The organism is Streptomyces sp. NPDC088157, assembly GCF_044741545.1.
In the GTDB taxonomy this organism is placed as follows: Bacteria; Actinomycetota; Actinomycetes; order Streptomycetales; family Streptomycetaceae; genus Streptomyces.
Genome location: NZ_JBIUSU010000014.1, coordinates 77014 through 93170, shown reverse-complemented (window position 1 = coordinate 93170; position 16157 = coordinate 77014). Strand labels below are relative to the sequence as shown.

The window sequence follows — 16157 nt, the reverse complement described above, 5'->3', positions numbered from 1 at the left end:
CAACTGCCGGAAATGCCAAGGCTTTCGGCGTTCCCCCGGACGGCCGAACACCCAGGGTCAACACAGACGGCGACCTTCTCGAACGGAGACCACCGCCTGGCGTGTCAACTTCCAGCCGTCGCCGTGTCGTTCGACGTAACCGAGTGCTCTGAGTTCGTACAGTCTCGCGATCGCGTCGTCCGGTGTGGTCCGGGCCTCGCGGGCGACCTCGTCGACCGCGGCGGGCCTGCGGGCGGGCAGCGCGGCCAGGACACGCCGGGCGCCCGGTTCCAGGAGATCGCGCGGCAGCGCCGGGCCACGCCGGTGGGGAGCCAGCTCGCCCATGTCGCCGACCAGTTCGACGACCTCCGCCGCGTCGGTGACCAGTACGGCCTCCCCCCGCAGGAGTTCGTGCACACCGGCGGAGAGGCCGCTCGTGGCCGGCCCCGGCACCCCCATCGTGTGCCGGCCCAACCGCTGCGCCGCCCGCGCGGTGACCAGCGAGCCACTGCGGTACGCGGCCTCGACGACGACCGTGCCCCGGGTGAGCGCGGCGATCACCCGGTTGCGCAGGATGAACCTGCTCGGTGTCGGATGGTCACCGGGCGGCAACTCGCCTACCACCAGACCCTGTTCGGCGATCCTGTTGATCAACGCCGTGTGGCCGCGGGGGTAGGGCCGGTCGACTCCGCAGGCGAGGACGGCGACGGTGGCGCCGCCCGCGCCGAGGGCGCCCCGGTGGGCGGCGCCGTCGACCCCGTAGGCGCCGCCCGACACCACGACCCAGCCCTGTTCGGCGAGGGCGGCCGAGAGGGTGGCCGCCATGTGGGCGCCGTACTCGGTGCAGGCGCGGGCCCCGACGACGGCGACCGAGCGCAGGACCCACATCCGCAGATTCGGCCGCCCCCGCACCCAGAGCCCGAGCGGCCGGGCGTCCCCGAGTTCGTCCAGGGTCCCCGGCCACTCGGCGTCTCCCGGACACACGAACCGCACGCCCGCCTCCCGCGCGACGGCCAGATCCCGTTCCGGTTCGGCCCGCTCGGCGCGGGCCCGCAACCCGGCCCACCGTCGCGCGGTCACCCCCGGCAACGGCTCCCCGTCGTCCCGCAGGCGCCGCACCACCTCCCGCACCCCGCGCTCCCGCACCCACTGCCCGCCCACCTCGTCGCCGGGCTCGACGACCCGCCCGAGGAAGACCCGGGCGAGCCGGTCGTCGGCCGGCTCGCCGCCGCTCACGTCAGGGCCCCGAGGGCCATCGGCACCCCGCGCGGCACCCCCGTGCGCAGTTGCAGGGCCAGGTTCACGTCCATCGGGCCGGGCCGGTCGTGGCCGATGAGGTCGGCGACGGTCCAGGCGACCCGAAGGACCCGATCGAGCCCTCGGGCGGTCAGCACCCCTCGCTCCAGGCTCCGCTCCGCCTCGTCCATGGCCCCGACCGCCGCGTGCCAGCGGTTGCGCAGCTCCCGACCCGGCACTTCGCTGTTGGTCCGCCACGGGGTGCCCGCCAGCCGGGCCGCCGCACGTTCCCGGGCGGCCCTGACCCGGTCGGCGACGGTCGCCGTGGATTCCCCGCCGGGACCGCGGTGCGCGAGCTGGGCGCGGCTGACCGGATCGACCTCGACCCGCAGGTCGACCCGGTCGAGCAGCGGACCCGACAGCCGTGCCTGGTAGCGGCGGATCGCGGAGGGCGGACACTCGCACAGGGTGTCCCGTTGCGAGAACCGGCCGCACGGGCACGGATTGGCCGCGAGCACCATCAGGAACCGGGCCGGGAACCGCACCACTCCCGCGCTGCGCGCGATCACCACATGGCCCGCCTCCAGCGGCTGCCGCAGGGCGTCGAGGGCGTGGCTGCCGAACTCGGGGGTCTCGTCGAGGAAGAGCACGCCCCGATGGGCCAGCGAGACCGCACCGGGCCGCGCGAAGCCCGCCCCGCCCCCGACCAGTGACTGCATCGTGGCCGAGTGGTGCGGGGCGCAGTACGGCGGCACGTCGATGAGGGGCTTGCCCGGCGGCAGCAGCCCGGCCACCGAGTGCACGGCGGTGACCTCCAGCGACTCCTGCCTGTTCAGACGGGGCAGCACGGCCGGCAGGCGCTCCGCGAGCATGGTCTTGCCCGTCCCGGGCGGTCCCTCAAGGAAGAGGTGGTGTCCGCCCGCCGCGGCCACCTCCACCGCGGTCCGCGCCGAGCTCTGCCCGATGACGTCCGCGAGGTCGTGCCCCTGGTCCTGCTGGGCGGCGCCCAGGCCGTGCATCCCGGTGGCCGCTCCGGTGCCGGGCATCCGCAGGCCGGCCAGGAGCGGATCCGGGCGGCCGGCCTCGTCGGGCTCCTCCTCGGGCACGGGCTCGTCCGCGAGGACGGCGATCAGCTGCCGCAGGCTGCGCACCCCGAGCACGGACACGCCGGGGACCAGCGCCGCTTCGGCGGCGGCGCATTCCGGCACGACCACCTGTTCGTATCCGGCGTCGGCCGCGGCCAGCACCGCGGGCAGGATGCCCCGGACCGGGCGCACCCGTCCGTCCAGGCCGAGCTCCCCGATCATGACGATGTCGGCGAGGACCCGCGGGTCGATCCGCTCGGCCGCGCCGAGCACGGCGCTGGCGATGGCCAGGTCGAAGCCGCTGCCGCCCTTGGGCACCGAGGCCGGGCTGAGGCCGACGGTGAGTTTCTTCTGCGGCCATTCGCCACCCGAGTTCACCACCGCCGCCCGCACCCGGTCCCGGCTCTCGCTCAGGCTCTTGTCCGGCAGCCCCACCAGCGTGAACGCGGCAACTCCCGGTTCGAGGTCGGCCTGCACCTCGACGACGACCCCTTCGACGCCCACCAGCGCCACCGAGCACGTACGCGCGAACCCCATCTCAGGCCACCCCCCGCACATGCTCGACGACGGCCGCGCCGCGGCGGGGCAGGACGACGCCGATCAGATCGATGCGGACGCCACCCGGCGGGGCTCCTCCGTGTGCTTGGATCCATCGCTCGGCCAGGCCGCGCAGGCGCTCGGCCTTCTCCGGCGTCACCGCCGCCATCGGGTGCTGGAATCCTCCGCCGCTGCGGGTCTTCACCTCGCAGACGACCAGGACGTCCCCGTCCTTCGCGACGATGTCGATCTCGCCGGTCCTGCCGCAGCGCCAGTTGCGCTCCAGGACCGACATACCGGCCTCGACCAGCCGCCGTGCGGCCAGTTCCTCGCCGTACCTCCCGAGTGCGCCTCGGGCCAGATCCGTGTTCGTGCTCATGTGGGCACCACCTCCGGCACCCACGCTCACGCATCCGCCGCCACGGAAACGATCTTGGTGGAGAACCCCGCGTCTGTGGAAATCCCCGTCACCCGCACGAGCGCCGCACGTCGGGCCTCAGCTTCCGGGGAGCTCCAGATCGCTCTTGTTCAGCTCCTCGATGTTCACGTCCTTGAACGTGAGTACCCGTACCTGCTTCACGAACCGGGCCGGCCGGTACATGTCCCACACCCAGGCGTCCGCCATCGACACCTCGAAGAAGACCTCGCCCTGGACCGAGTGCACCTGCATCTCGTAATCATTGGTGAGGTAGAAGCGCCGCTCGGTCTCGATCACGTATTTGAACAGACCGACGACATCGCGGTACTCCCGGTAGAGCTTCAGCTCCATCTCGGTCTCGTACTTCTCGAGGTCCTCGGCGCTCATGGCATGTTCCCCTTCAGCCGTGCGATCCCCCCATTGTGCGCCAGTCCCGTGCGCCTCTAGACGATTTCCGTGTCGAGGGTTACGGGTCCGGCCGGAGGACCGTCGTCGAGCAGCTTGCGCAGCAGCCCGGCGAGTCTGGTCGGATACACCGTCTCATGTGCCCGGGTCAGTTCCTGACACGTCCACCAACGCGCTCCGGCGACGCTGCGCCGCTCCAGCTCGGTCAGGGCCGTGGCGCGGGTCTCCGTCACCGACGTACGGGCCAGGTAATACCACTCGTCCTGGTCCCAGCGGCGTCCTGCGAACGGGAAGGAACACCTCCGCCGCCACAGCACCGGGCCGAGCTCGACCTCGGTGATGCCGGTCTCCTCGACGAGTTCCCGCAGCGCGGCCTCCTCAAGGGTCTCGTCACCCTCGACACCGCCGCCGGGAGTGAACCACCACTTGTCGGACGGGTCGTCCGGTTCATGGCCGTGCAGCAGCAGGATGCGGTCCTGCGGGTCGAGGAGGACGACCCGGGCGACCTTGCGCAGCCCGCCCTGGTAGGAGTCGACGCCCGCGCCGGCCTGCCGGCCCGTGGTCTCAGCGGGCACCGGCCGCCTCCGGCCGGGTGGGGGTCCGGCGGCCGGACGTCCGCTTGGCGATCGGGCCGTACGCGCCGCCGCCGAGGACCAGCACACCGCCCGCGACGATCATCCAGCCGATCGTGCCCAGCGGGCCCGGCTCGGAGAGGGCGCCGAGGTCTGCGAAGCCCGTGGGCCGCTTCAGCATGCCGTTCATGGGCCAGACGACGGCGTCGACACGGGCCTTGACGGCGTTGCGCGCGACCGTGCCCTGGGCCGCGTCCGTGAGGTGGGCGGTGGAGTCCAGGGAACCCTCCCGCTCGTCGCCGAGCAGGAACAGCCGGCCGTCCGGGACCTTCACGGTCGGGAAGTTCTTGATCTCGGCCAGGCTGCCCGCGGGCAGATACGGTTCTTCGATCTGCTTGCCGTTGACGGTCAGCTTGCCCTCGGTGCAGCAGGAGACCGTGTCGCCACCGACCGCGACCACCCGCTTGACCACGGGCGCGTTGCTCACCCAGGTCTTGTCGGTGAAGACGACGATGTCACCGCGGCGCACCTCGTCGCCGTCGATCCGCTCGGCCAGCACGCGGTCGCCGGCGGCGATCGTCGGGCTCATGGAACTGGTGGGCACGGTGTACGGCCGGTAGAGCAGGGCTCCCCATCCGAATCCGCCGAGAAACAGCGCGAGGCCCAGTGCGACGGCCAGTCCGGACAGACGCTGTCCGGTCCGGCTGCCCACCGGGCCACTGCTGGTGCCACCGCCACTGTGCGGGGCCGTACGCGTAGTGCTCTCGCCACCCATGGATCCGCACCCTACCCGGCGGTACCCAACCCGGGCAGCCCTTCCTCCCGGGTCTTCCCGCGCCTTGGTCACAAGCTTGGGAAAGGGTTTGCCGAGTGGAGGCCGACGCGGAAGCCGGAAGGTCAGCGGCTCGCGGGGTCCTCCGTGCGCCGACGGCGCCACAGGACCACCGGCACGGCCCCGGCGAGGACGAGGCCCTGCGGGGCGACCGTCAGGGCCGCGGACGCGGCGGACTGTGTGTCCAGGCCGTTCTGGTCGAAGGTGTCCGGCACCGGCAGGGTGCCCCAGCGGGTGATCGGCCAGGCCTTGACGACGGCACGGCCGACGACCTGGTCGACGGGCACCATGCCGTGGTTCTTGTCCGACTGGTTGTAGCGCGAGTCGCGGGAGTTCTGGCGGTGGTCGCCCATGACCCAGATGAAGCCCTTGGGCACCTTCACGGTGAACTGGCCGCCCTGGTCGTCCTGGCTGCACGGGGTGTTGCCGGGGTACACGTACGGCTCGTTCAGCGCCTTGCCGTTGACCGTGAGCGGGCCCGTGCCCTTGCAGGAGACGGTGTCACCACCGACGCCGACGACCCGCTTGATCAGGTCCTTCTCCTCGGCGGACGGCATCAGGCCGATCCAGCTGAGGACGGTCTGGAAGGCGTTCGGATCGGCGGTGGCCTCGCCCGCCAGCCAGTTGTCGGGGTCGTGGAAGACGACGACCTCACCACGCTCCGGCTCGGATCCGAACCACGGGGTCAGCTTGTCGACGAGGACCCGGTCACCCTCCTTGAGGGTGTTCTCCATCGAGGCGGACGGAATGGAGAACGCCTGCACCAGGAACGTCTTGATCAGCAGCGCGAGGACCAGCGCGATACCGATCAGGATCGGCAGCTCCTTCCAGAAAGAGCGCGGCTTCTTCGGCTTGGGGGCCGGGCCGCCCGATCCCTCACCACCGGTCCGGGGCGGCTCGTCCGCCGGCGGGCCGTCGCCGCCCGCCGCGGGGTCACTCCCGGAGGTCACGGCGCTGTCGGAAGCCGGGTCGGCTGCTTCCACGGGATGACCGCGGTGCTCCTCGCCGTCGTGCCCGGACCGTGCGCCAACCGCCACATCCCCCACGCCAACTCCTCACTCTGTGCCGCTGCCTGCCCCACGTACGACGCAGGCCCACCACTCCCATAACGAGCGGGAGTTCCGCAGGGCTCGGGAGTTGTCGAATCGATCCGTTCGGATCGCCGGGAGCAACCCTATGCGACAGCTGGGCGGACGCGGTCGCCGTGGCGGCCGAGCCGGTGACGGATGCGAAAGTTTGCGGTTCCTTGAGACGGACCCAGTGCCCCAGGGGCCAGGCGATGACCATGGCCCTCCCCACCACCTCGTCCTCCGAGACGGTGCCCCCGTAGTCGGTGTTCTGGTGGAAGCGGGAGTCGGCGGAGTTGGCCCGGTGGTCGCCCATCACCCACAGCCGCCCCTGTGGGACGGTGATGTCGAACGCTGTGGCCGAGGGCTCGTTGCCGGGGTACAGATACGCCCCCTCCTCGAGGGGAACGCCGTTGACGGTCACCTTCCCCTGGGCGTCACAGCACACCACGCGGTCGCCGCCCACCCCGACGACCCGTTTGATGAGGTCCTTCTCGTCGTCGGACGGCAGCAGACCGATGAAGGTGAGCCCTTCCTTGATCTGCTTGACGACGACCGGGTCACTCTTTTTGGTGGTCGTCTGCTCGTCGTTGAGCCAGCCGCCGGGGTCCTTGAAGACGACGACGTCCCCGCGTTCGGGCTTGGAGCCGAACCACGGGGTGAACTTGTCGACCAGGACGCGGTCGCCGATCCGGATCGTCTGCTCCATGGAACCCGACGGGATCACGAAGGCCTGCACCAGGAAGGTCTTCAACACCAGGGCTATCAGGACGGCGACACCGACCAGCAGCGGTATCTCCCGGGCGGCCGAACGCCTGCGCTTGCGCTTGACCTTGCGCTGGAGCTTGCGCCGCTCCGCGCGTGAACGGCCACCGCCCGCGCTGGAGGTGCGCCGGGCCCCGGTGGGCAGAAGGTTGTCCGCGGCGCTGGTCGGGACGCCGCGCGGCTTGCCGCGGTTACCCATGGGCGCGCTCCGCGCCGGGCACGCGCGCGTAGGCGCTCGGCCGGGGCAGGCGGTCGAGGTGCGCGTAGGGCCAGACGATCCAGTCGGCGCGGCCGATCACACGGCCGACGGGGATCATGCCGCCGCCCGGTGAGCCGAGGTGGTCCCGGGAGTCGCTGGAGTGGCTGCGGTGGTCACCGAGGACGAACAGGGTGCCCTCCGGCACGACCACGTCGAAGTCCACCGTGGACGCACTGTCGCCGGGATACAGGAACGTCGACTCATCGACCGACCGGCCGTTCACCTTGATCCTCCCCTCGTTGTCGCAGCAGACCACGTGATCTCCCCCTACACCCACGACGCGCTTGATGTAGTCGAAGTTCCCGAAGTAGCCGGTGCCGTCGAACACCACGACATCGCCGCGCCGCGGCTCGGCACCGAAACGGTACGCCAACTTATTTACGAGAACCCGGTCGCCGATCCTCAATCCGTTTTCCATGGATCCGCTGGGAATCCGGAATGGTTGGACCACGAAAGCGTTGAGCACCAGCAAAAAGAGCAGGCAGATCAGCAGGGTGAGGCTGGTCCGGCCGCCCGGAAGCCACTGCGTGATCCGCGCCACCAACGCGAAACGCGACCGTCCCTCCGGTCCCTCCGGGCCCGGGGTCTCCTGGGAGACGTCCGGGGGCACGGAAGAGTGGGAGGAGCGGTCGCGCTCCGTCGTCGGCTGAGCTTCGGTGTCCATCGGGGCCAGATGCTATCCGGCCCCTCTATGAACCCCGCAGAGCACTCAGTTGTCGCGCTTCTCCTTGATCTTCGCGGCCTTGCCGCGCAGCTCGCGGAGGTAGTAGAGCTTGGCGCGACGCACGTCACCGCGGGTGACGAGCTCGATCTTCTCGACGATCGGGGTGTGCACCGGGAACGTGCGCTCGACGCCGACGGAGAAGGAGACCTTGCGGACCGTGAAGGTCTCGCGGACACCGGCGCCCTGGCGGCGGATGACTACGCCCTTGAACTGCTGCACACGGGAGCGGTTGCCCTCGATGACGCGGACGTGGACGTTGACGGTGTCACCCGGGCGGAAGGCCGGGACGTCGCTGCGCAGCGACGCGGCGTCGACAGAGTCGAGCAGGTGAGACATTTCGTCTGCTTTCTTCGCTGATGCCACAGGTCATCAACGGAACTAGAAGTTCGAGGATTGAGTGCCGTGTGCCCGTCGAGGCGGGCGTCGTGTCCCCCTGTGGCAGGGGCGCACACCGGACGGCGCACAACAGCGACCTATTCTTCCACGCCGTCGGTCCTGCGCCAAAATCGACCGTACGGCGCACCCTCCGGGTCGGGCGTCCAGCCCAGGATGGAGAGCATCTCGCGGTCCTTCTTGTCGAAGGTCCCCGGTTCGCAGCGCTCGATCAGGTCGGGCCGGTTGGCCGTCGTGCGCCGCAGGGCCTCGTCGCGGCGCCAGCGGGCGATCCTGCCGTGGTGGCCGCTGAGCAGCACCTCGGGGATCTCCCGGCCGCGCCAGGCGGGCGGCTTGGTGTAGACGGGGCCCTCCAGGAGGCTGGCCATGGCACCGGGTGCGAAGGAGTCGTCGCGATGGGACTCGGCGTTGCCGAGCACTCCGGGCAGGAGTCGCGCCACGGCCTCGGTGACGACCAGCACGGCGGCCTCCCCGCCGGCCAGGACGTAGTCCCCGATGGATACCTCGTAGACGGGGATCCTGGTGGCGTACTCGTCGATGACCCGCCGGTCGATGCCCTCGTAGCGGGCCGGTGTGAAGATCAGCCAGGGGCGCTCGGAGAGCTCGACCGCCAGTTCCTGGGTGAAGGGCCGGCCGCTGGGGGTCGGGACGACGATCGCGGGCGCGTGCGAGCCCCGCTCGTAACCGTCGGCGAGGACCGTGTCGAGGGCGTCGCCCCAGGGGTCGGTCTTCATGACCATGCCGGGTCCGCCGCCGTAGGGGGTGTCGTCGACCGTGTTGTGCCGGTCGTACGTCCACTCCCGCAGGTCGTGCACCCGTACGTCCAGCCGGCCACGCGCGCGTGCCTTGCCGACGAGGGAGACGTTCAGCGGTTCGAGGTACTCGGGGAAGATCGTGACGACGTCGAGGCGCATTACGGCCGGTCCCCGTCCACGTCCCCATCGGCGTCCGCATCCGAGTCCCTGTCCCCGTCCTCGTCCTCGTCCTCGTCCCGGGAGGAGGCGATCTCCGCGCGGTCGTCGATCAGACCCGGCGGCGGGTCGATGACGGCCCGCTGCTCCTCGAGATCGATCCCAATGACGATCGACTCGACGAAGGGGATCATCACCTCGCTGCCGTCGGCCCGCTCGACGATGAAGAGGTCCTGGGAGGGCAGATGCGAGATCTCGGTGATCCGGCCGACCTCGACGCCGTCCTTGGTGACCACGTCCAGGTCCATCAGCTGGTGGTCGTAGTACTCGTCCTCCTCCTCGGGCAGCTCCGTGGGGTCGACCTCGGCGATCAGGAGGGTGTTGCGCAGGGCTTCGGCGGCGGTGCGGTCGCGCACACCCTCGAAGCGCAGGAGGAGACGGCCGCTGTGGACGCGGCCGGTCTCGATGGTCAGCGGGCCGGTCGAGGCCGGGTCCGTGGCCAGGACGGCGCCGGGCGCGAGCCGCTGCTCCGGCTCGTCGGTGCGTACCTCGACGGTGACCTCGCCCTTGATGCCGTGGGCGCGGCCGATCCGCGCGACTACGAGCTGCACTTCTGAAGATCTCCTGTCGTACCTGTCGTCACGACTGCCGTAACGACTACGGGCCGGGGACGGCCCAGTGGCCCTCCCCGGCCCGAGCCGGTGCTGCGAAACGCGTCAGCGGACGTGATCCACGTCGACGAGGTCGACGCGGACGCCACGGCCGCCGATGGCGCCCACGACGGTGCGCAGAGCGCGTGCGGTGCGGCCGTTGCGGCCGATCACCTTGCCGAGGTCGTCCGGGTGGACCCGGACCTCGAGCACACGCCCGCGGCGCAGGTTGCGCGAGGCGACCTGCACATCGTCGGGGTTGTCGACGATGCCCTTCACGAGGTGCTCAAGCGCCTCTTCGAGCATGCTGCTCAGGCCTCGGTCGGCTCAGCCGCAGAGGACTCGGCAGCAGCCTCGTCCTTCTTCTCGGCCTTCTTCTTCTGGGTGATGGCCTCACCCTTGCCCGAGTCGTCGCCACCGAGGGCCTCGAACACCGGACGAGCCTTCTTCGGCTCGGCGACGAGCAGGGGCGCCGGGGCGGGCTCGCCCTTGAACTTCTGCCAGTCGCCGGTCTTCTTCAGAATGGCGAGCACCGGCTCGGTCGGCTGCGCGCCGACACCCAGCCAGTACGCCACGCGGTCGGCGTCGACCTCGATGATCGACGGGTGGTACGTCGGCTGGTACTTGCCGATCTCCTCGATCGCACGACCGTCACGACGGGTACGGGAGTCGGCGACGACGATGCGGTAGTGAGGCGCGCGGATCTTGCCCAGACGCTTCAGCTTGATCTTGACTGCCACGGAAGTGGTGTCTCCTGGTCTTGACGTGGTTGGGCACGGCGAGATGGCCGCGTGGGGTTGCGGTACCCGAATGCCCGATGGACGCGTCAGCCGGAGGAGAGAGGGGTCCTGTGCGACTGTCGAGTACAGCTAGCCATTGTGCCACACCCCGCGGGTCGCCTTCGGCCGAGGGGTGTGGCGGCGCGTAGGCGCGCTTCAGCGGCACCCGGCGTCGTGGTGAACGCGCGTCGGATGCGCGGACCCGGCGCCGCGGGGTGCCGGGCCGCACGCACCCGCGCCGCCCCGGGGAGGGCACGACTGCCGCGGTGTACGGACACCCCGCCCACGCTGTCGACCGGCAGCCACGAGATGCCGGTGCTGGGCCGTCGGGTGTTACGCCGCCACGATCTCGGGGATCCGGAAGGGCTTGCCGCAGCCCCCGCACACGATCGGCGCCTGGGCCAGGACCGACGGGACGACGCGCACATTGCGCCCGCAGTCGCACACGGCCTTGACCCGGACGCCGCCGCCGGAGGAGCCGTGCCGGGCCGCGGGACCGCGGAAGGTACGGGTGGTGTCGGCGGAGGTGGCGGCCAGGTGGGCCTTGAGGGCCCGCTGGAGGCGCTCGATGGTCGGACGGTAGCGGCGCTTGGCCTCGGGGTTGAGCGTGACCAGGGAGAAACCACTGCTGGGGTGGGGTTCCTCGGGGTGGTCCAGACCAAGCTCCTCGGCGATCGCGAGGAATCTGCGGTTGTGGTAGCGGCCGGCGCGGGAGGTGTCGCGCACGCCGCGGGCGGCGGCGATGCCATGGACTGCCTCGTGAAGCAGTCGCTCGAAGGAGAGCTCGTGACCGCAGGCGGACGACGACTCCCCGATCAGGGACTCTGGCGCGGCAAGATCCGGCAGCTCGGGGTGGTACCGCTGAATGTCGGCCCACGCCTCTGCCAGCTCTGCGGCGAGAACAGGTGGTGTCTGTGTCGTGCTCACGTAATGACAACGAGCGGGGGTGCCCCTGTGTTCCGATTCCGGGCCATCCCAAATAATTTGCACGTACCCGTCAGTTGCGACTCATGCGTCCTGACGAGGGCGGGTGCGCTGATCTGCGGAGAAGCCTCACAGCTCCTACCAAGCTGGTGCGTAGTCCCCGTACGTCCGCTCGTCTCCCACCCTCTTGCCCGGCGCGTAGACGAGGTCTGCGCGCCGGTGCGGGGATGTTCCGCAGGGGCGCAAGGGACGTTTCGGCCGCTCTCGCGAGCGGAGCGCGCTGTCTCAGTAAGCGCGCGCGACGATCGCGACGTTACCGGGAGCGTCCCCGTCGTCCGGCACCGACCCGTCCTCCGCGAGCAGACACCGTACGGTCAGCGACTGCTCTGCCAGCCTGGCCTCGCCCTCTTCGCCGAGGGTCGCCCAGGGGATGCGCGCCCAGCCGCCGGCGACGGCCGCCTCGACCGCCTCCGCGATCGTCGACACATCCGCCGTACGGGACTCGCGGCGCTCGCGGGACTGCTTCAGCAGCAGCGCCTGATCCTCTTCGAGGAGTGCGGGCAGCAGGCCTACGAGCGTGTCGACCGGCACCGGCTCCTTGCCTCCCGAAATCCGCCGGGCCAGCATCACCGTCCCGTTCTCCAGGTCACGGGGCCCGATCTCGATGCGGACGGGCACGCCCTTGAGCTCCCAGTCGACCGCGCGCCGCCCGAAGGGGACGTCGGTGCGGTCGTCGACCCGGACGCGGAGCCCCGCCGCCTTCAGCCGGTCCGCCAGCTCGCGGACCTTGGCCAGAACCGGCTCGTCGCCCTTGATCGCCAGGACCACGACCTGGACGTGCGCCAGCCGCGGCGGCACCCGCAGCCCGTCGTCGTCGCCGTGGGTCATCACCAGGGCGCCGATCATGCGGGTCGTCGAACCCCAGGAGGTCTGCCAGACCAGTTCCTGGGTGCCCTCCTTCGACAGGTACCGGGTGTGGAAGGCCTTGGCGAAGTTCTGGCCCAGCTCATGGCTGGTGACCATCTGGAGGGCCTTGCCGTCGCCCATCATGCTTTCGAGGGTGAGGGTGTTGATGGCGCCCGCGAAGCGCTCCTTGACCGTCTTGCGGCCGGAGACGAAGTCGATCGCGAGGACGTTCCGCAGGAAGTCGCCGTAGACCTCGCGCTGGATGCGCGCGGCGAAGTCGCGGGCCTCCTCGTACGTGGCGTGCGCGGTGTGCCCCTCCTGCCACAGGAACTCGGAGGTCCGCAGGAAGAGGCGGGGCCGCAGCTCCCAACGGACCACGTTGGCCCACTGGTTGATCAGCAGGGGGAGGTCGCGGTAGCTCTGCACCCACTTGGAGAAGTACTCGTTGACGATGGTCTCGGAGGTGGGCCGGACGACGACCGGCTCCTCCAGTTCCTTGCCGCCCCCGTGCGTCACCACGGCCAACTCGGGCGCGAAACCGTCGACATGGTCCGCCTCGCGCGCCAGATAGGACTGCGGGATCAGCAGCGGGAAGTACGCGTTCTGGGTGCCCGTCTCCTTGATGCGGGCGTCCATCTCCGCCTGCATCCGCTCCCACAGCCCGTAGCCGTACGGTCGGATCACCATGGTGCCGCGCACCGGTCCGTTGTCGGCCAGTTCGGCCTTGGTGATCAGATCCTGGTACCAGCGGGGGAAATCGTCCGCCCGCGGGGTGAGAACGGGAGCCTTGGCCATGGCGCGATGGTACGGCCCCAAGTTGCCGGAATGTGAATTCTCGCCACAGGCACATGCCGTCCACAAGCAGGGCTCCGCAACCCCTGGACGCGGTCGCGTACGGGGAGTTACCTGGCATACGGGGGAAGTGCGAGCGCACTGCACGGGGGCCACCTGATCGGTTACTGCGGCAACTCTCGGCGGATTGGGGCGCTTATCCATGACACCTACGCTCGTGCGGCAGCACCTGCCACTCGCGGGGCCGACGCCCCGCGCGGACCCGGGTGCACGCGCGCGTGACTGGTCGGAGATCCAGGAGCGGATGCTGGTCCCGCTCTACGAGGCCGTCTACGAGCGACTCGACGCAGGACCCGGCACCCGGCTCCTCGGTCTCGGCTGCGGCTCCGGCCTGGCCCTGCTGATGGCGGCCTCCAGAGGCGCGGCGGCCCTCACCGGTGTCGAGCCCTCCTCCCCCGAACGGCTGGCCCTCGCGCGCGAGCGGCTGTCGGCGAGGGAGCCCGGGGAACGGGCCGCGGGCGCGCGCGGGAACAGCGGCATCCACCTCACCGACCGCTTACCGAAGAACGCGGCCGGCCCGAACCCGCCCGCCTACAACCTGGTGACGGCCTTCGAGCCGATCGGGTGCCTCGCGGGCGACGCGGACGGGCTCGCCGGTCTGCTCGCGGCCACCACACCGCTCGCCGTGCGCGGGGCGCCCGTGGTGCTCGTCGGCTGGGGTCCACCGGAACGCTGCGCCACGTCCGCGGTGTTGCGGGTCGCGGCCAAACTGGCCGATCCGCTGCGCGGCGGCACGGTCCGGCTGCGCCCGGCGCTGCGCGACGACCTGGAGGAGGTCGCCGGGCGGGCCGGGCTCAGGCCGGACGGATCGGGGCGGGTGGCCTGCCCCTTCGGGTACGCCGACGTGGAGAGCGCCGTCAAGGGCCTGCTGTCCACCGGCCTGTTCGACGCGGCGGTCGCGGCGACGGACCAGGCGCAGGTCGACAAGGAACTGGCCGAGGCGCTGCACCCGTACCGACGCCCGGACGGCACGGTGTGGATGCCGAACGTGTTCCGGTACCTGATCGCGCGGACTCCCTGAGGCGCCACACGTCCCTGGAGGACCGAGCCGGCCCTGCCTCCCCGCCGCCCTTCGTCGGCCGGGCGGGCCCGTGAGCCGGTGCGCGTCCGCCTGCCTCGGGCCGGCCGCTCGACGGCGATACGCGCGTGGGGCGCCCCTCCGTGAAAGGAAGGGCGCCCCACGCGACGCCGGTGTACGGACGGGCTCGGCGCCGAGCCCCAACGGCTGCCGTCAGCCCATGAACTTCTTGAACTCGTCCGGCAGCTCGAAGTCCTGGGCGCCCTGCTGCGGCAGCCCGAGCGCGTTGCCGCCCTGGGCCTGGGCCTCGCGGCGCTGGGCCTCCTCCAGCTCCTGCTGCTTGCGCTTCATCGGGTTGCCGGAGCGCTGCTTGCCCTTGGCCTGCTTCGGCTGCTTCTTCTGCCGGCCGGCGCCGCCGCCCATGCCCGGCATCCCGGGCATCCCCGGCATGCCGCCGCCCTGGGCCATCCGGGACATCATCTTTCGGGCCTCGAAGAACCGCTCGACCAGGCCCTTCACGGCGCTGACCTCGACGCCGGAACCCTTGGCGATACGGGCGCGGCGCGAGCCGTTGATGATCGTCGGGTCCTGGCGCTCGCCCGGGGTCATCGACTTGATGATCGCGGCCGTGCGGTCGACGTCGCGCTCGTCCAGGTTGGCGATCTGGTCCTTGATCTGCCCCATGCCGGGCAGCATGCCGAGCAGCTTGGAGATGCTGCCCATCTTCCTGACCTGCTCCATCTGGGCCAGGAAGTCGTCCAGGGTGAAGTCCTGGCCCTTCTTGGACGCCAGCTTGGAGGCCATTTTCTCGGCCTCTTCCTGGCTGAACGTCTTCTCCGCCTGCTCGATCAGGGTGAGCAGGTCACCCATGTCGAGGATGCGGGAGGCCATCCGGTCAGGGTGGAAGGCGTCGAACTCGTCGAGCTTCTCGCCGTTCGACGCGAACATGATCGGCTTGCCGGTCACCGAGGCGATCGACAGGGCCGCACCGCCTCGGGCGTCACCGTCGAGCTTCGACAGCACGACACCGTCGAAGCCGACGCCGTCGCGGAAGGCCTCGGCGGTGTTGACGGCGTCCTGACCGATCATCGCGTCGACGACGAAGAGGATCTCGTCGGGCGAGACGGCGTCGCGGATGTCCGCGGCCTGCCGCATCAGCTCGGCGTCGATACCGAGGCGGCCGGCGGTGTCCACGATCACGATGTCGTGGACCTTGGACTTGGCGAAGTCGATGGAGTCCTTGGCGACCTGGACCGGGTCGCCCACGCCGTTGCCGGGCTGCGGGGCGTACACGGCCACACCGGCGCGCTCGGCGACGACGCTGAGCTGGTTGACGGCGTTGGGGCGCTGGAGGTCACAGGCGACGAGCAGCGGCGAGTGGCCCTGCTCCTTCAGCCAGCGGCCGAGCTTGCCCGCGAGGGTGGTCTTACCGGCACCCTGGAGACCGGCCAGCATGATCACGGTCGGCGGCTGCTTGGCGAAGCGCAGCCGCCGGGTCTCGCCACCGAGGATCGTGACGAGTTCCTCGTTGACGATCTTCAGGACCTGCTGGGCGGGGTTCAGCGCCCTGGAGACATCGGCGCCGAGCGCACGCTCCTTGACGTTCTTGATGAACGTGCGGACGACCGGCAGGGCCACGTCCGCTTCGAGGAGTGCGATGCGGATCTCGCGCGCCGTGGCGTCGATGTCCGCTTCGCTCAGGCGCCCCTTGCCGCGCAAGTTCTTGAAGGTCGCTGAAAGGCGATCGGAGAGAGTATCGAACACGGCGGCGTCGGTCCTCGGAGTCGGGGGCAGTCTGAGCGTCTTCCAGGGTATCCGGCCGCGCAAGACATTCGTCCCCGCCTG

General features: G+C 70.7%; 18 protein-coding genes. 1 reads left to right on the top strand and 17 read right to left on the bottom strand.

The annotated features are described in order from the left end of the window. Positions 1 to 57: 57 nt before the first annotated feature. The 16 genes from dprA to proS form a co-directional block, all read right to left on the bottom strand. The gene (gene dprA / locus ACIPFH_RS39960) at positions 58 to 1215 is read right to left on the bottom strand and encodes a DNA-processing protein DprA (RefSeq protein ID WP_401834447.1); all 1158 of its coding nucleotides are present in this window, start codon (positions 1213 to 1215) and stop codon (positions 58 to 60) included. Next, positions 1212 to 2837, bottom strand: coding sequence for a YifB family Mg chelatase-like AAA ATPase (locus ACIPFH_RS39955; protein ID WP_401834445.1), 1626 nt, complete (start codon positions 2835 to 2837; stop codon positions 1212 to 1214). Before ACIPFH_RS39955 ends, dprA begins: the two co-directional genes overlap by 4 nt. A gap of 1 nt (position 2838) precedes the next feature. Beyond that, positions 2839 to 3246, bottom strand: coding sequence for a YraN family protein (locus tag ACIPFH_RS39950; protein WP_356261563.1), 408 nt, complete (start codon positions 3244 to 3246; stop codon positions 2839 to 2841). A gap of 87 nt (positions 3247 to 3333) precedes the next feature. Further along, complete coding sequence (locus ACIPFH_RS39945) at positions 3334 to 3642, bottom strand: DUF2469 domain-containing protein (RefSeq protein ID WP_005311352.1); 309 nt, start codon at positions 3640 to 3642, stop codon at positions 3334 to 3336. A gap of 56 nt (positions 3643 to 3698) precedes the next feature. Continuing rightward, positions 3699 to 4235 (bottom strand): NUDIX hydrolase, encoded by a 537-nt coding sequence (locus ACIPFH_RS39940; protein ID WP_401834442.1) that lies wholly within the window; start codon positions 4233 to 4235, stop codon positions 3699 to 3701. Next, positions 4225 to 5007, bottom strand: coding sequence for a signal peptidase I (lepB, locus tag ACIPFH_RS39935; RefSeq protein WP_401834440.1), 783 nt, complete (start codon positions 5005 to 5007; stop codon positions 4225 to 4227). The genes ACIPFH_RS39940 and lepB (ACIPFH_RS39935) overlap by 11 nt, the downstream gene beginning before the upstream one ends. 122 nt (positions 5008 to 5129) lie before the next feature. Then, entirely contained in the window at positions 5130 to 6110 is a 981-nt protein-coding gene (gene lepB, locus ACIPFH_RS39930; RefSeq protein ID WP_401834437.1) for a signal peptidase I, read from the bottom strand. After that, positions 5998 to 7095: a signal peptidase I gene (gene lepB, locus ACIPFH_RS39925; RefSeq protein ID WP_401834435.1), complete on the bottom strand. Its 1098-nt coding sequence runs from the start codon at positions 7093 to 7095 to the stop codon at positions 5998 to 6000. Before lepB (ACIPFH_RS39925) ends, lepB (ACIPFH_RS39930) begins: the two co-directional genes overlap by 113 nt. Next, on the bottom strand, positions 7088 to 7819 hold the full coding sequence (lepB, locus tag ACIPFH_RS39920; RefSeq protein ID WP_401834432.1) for a signal peptidase I: 732 nt from the start codon (positions 7817 to 7819) through the stop codon (positions 7088 to 7090). Before lepB (ACIPFH_RS39920) ends, lepB (ACIPFH_RS39925) begins: the two co-directional genes overlap by 8 nt. A 45-nt stretch (positions 7820 to 7864) precedes the next feature. Then, on the bottom strand, positions 7865 to 8215 hold the full coding sequence (rplS, locus tag ACIPFH_RS39915) for a 50S ribosomal protein L19 (protein ID WP_020128707.1): 351 nt from the start codon (positions 8213 to 8215) through the stop codon (positions 7865 to 7867). Positions 8216 to 8352: 137 nt separating this feature from the next. After that, a complete protein-coding gene (gene trmD, locus ACIPFH_RS39910; RefSeq protein ID WP_356261546.1) occupies positions 8353 to 9186 on the bottom strand; it encodes a tRNA (guanosine(37)-N1)-methyltransferase TrmD in 834 nt (277 codons plus the stop codon). Next, positions 9186 to 9794 carry a ribosome maturation factor RimM gene (gene rimM, locus ACIPFH_RS39905; RefSeq protein ID WP_401834430.1) on the bottom strand — a complete coding sequence of 203 codons (609 nt, stop codon included), beginning with the start codon at positions 9792 to 9794 and terminating at the stop codon, positions 9186 to 9188. The genes trmD and rimM overlap by 1 nt, the downstream gene beginning before the upstream one ends. A 105-nt stretch (positions 9795 to 9899) precedes the next feature. After that, positions 9900 to 10139 carry an RNA-binding protein gene (locus tag ACIPFH_RS39900; protein WP_003973401.1) on the bottom strand — a complete coding sequence of 80 codons (240 nt, stop codon included), beginning with the start codon at positions 10137 to 10139 and terminating at the stop codon, positions 9900 to 9902. 5 nt (positions 10140 to 10144) lie between these two features. Next, positions 10145 to 10573 (bottom strand): 30S ribosomal protein S16, encoded by a 429-nt coding sequence (gene rpsP, locus ACIPFH_RS39895; protein ID WP_356261539.1) that lies wholly within the window; start codon positions 10571 to 10573, stop codon positions 10145 to 10147. Positions 10574 to 10945: 372 nt separating this feature from the next. Further along, positions 10946 to 11539, bottom strand: coding sequence for a hypothetical protein (locus tag ACIPFH_RS39890; RefSeq protein ID WP_356261536.1), 594 nt, complete (start codon positions 11537 to 11539; stop codon positions 10946 to 10948). Between the two features lie 282 nt (positions 11540 to 11821). Next, complete coding sequence (gene proS / locus ACIPFH_RS39885) at positions 11822 to 13237, bottom strand: proline--tRNA ligase (protein ID WP_401834426.1); 1416 nt, start codon at positions 13235 to 13237, stop codon at positions 11822 to 11824. 199 nt (positions 13238 to 13436) lie between these two features. On the opposite strand from proS, the gene ACIPFH_RS39880 reads away from it, so the two are divergent. Continuing rightward, entirely contained in the window at positions 13437 to 14315 is an 879-nt protein-coding gene (locus ACIPFH_RS39880) for an SAM-dependent methyltransferase (protein WP_401834423.1), read from the top strand. Between the two features lie 210 nt (positions 14316 to 14525). Here the strand turns inward: ACIPFH_RS39880 and ffh are convergent, their stop codons facing one another. Then, positions 14526 to 16076, bottom strand: coding sequence for a signal recognition particle protein (gene ffh, locus ACIPFH_RS39875; RefSeq protein WP_356255633.1), 1551 nt, complete (start codon positions 16074 to 16076; stop codon positions 14526 to 14528). Between the last annotated feature and the right edge of the window lie 81 nt (positions 16077 to 16157).

What these genes read in the sequence shown, in the direction of transcription:
- trmD (WP_356261546.1), bottom strand. Translation starts at nt 9,186, where the DNA reads ATGCGCCTCGACGTCGTCACGATCTTCCCCGAGTACCTCGAACCGCTG.
- proS (WP_401834426.1), bottom strand. Translation starts at nt 13,237, where the DNA reads ATGGCCAAGGCTCCCGTTCTCACCCCGCGGGCGGACGATTTCCCCCGC.
- rplS (WP_020128707.1), bottom strand. Translation starts at nt 8,215, where the DNA reads ATGTCTCACCTGCTCGACTCTGTCGACGCCGCGTCGCTGCGCAGCGAC.
- lepB (WP_401834432.1), bottom strand. Translation starts at nt 7,819, where the DNA reads ATGGACACCGAAGCTCAGCCGACGACGGAGCGCGACCGCTCCTCCCAC.
- ACIPFH_RS39945 (WP_005311352.1), bottom strand. Translation starts at nt 3,642, where the DNA reads ATGAGCGCCGAGGACCTCGAGAAGTACGAGACCGAGATGGAGCTGAAG.
- ACIPFH_RS39955 (WP_401834445.1), bottom strand. Translation starts at nt 2,837, where the DNA reads ATGGGGTTCGCGCGTACGTGCTCGGTGGCGCTGGTGGGCGTCGAAGGG.
- lepB (WP_401834440.1), bottom strand. Translation starts at nt 5,007, where the DNA reads ATGGGTGGCGAGAGCACTACGCGTACGGCCCCGCACAGTGGCGGTGGC.
- ACIPFH_RS39880 (WP_401834423.1), top strand. Translation starts at nt 13,437, where the DNA reads ATGACACCTACGCTCGTGCGGCAGCACCTGCCACTCGCGGGGCCGACG.
- lepB (WP_401834435.1), bottom strand. Translation starts at nt 7,095, where the DNA reads ATGGGTAACCGCGGCAAGCCGCGCGGCGTCCCGACCAGCGCCGCGGAC.
- ACIPFH_RS39900 (WP_003973401.1), bottom strand. Translation starts at nt 10,139, where the DNA reads ATGCTCGAAGAGGCGCTTGAGCACCTCGTGAAGGGCATCGTCGACAAC.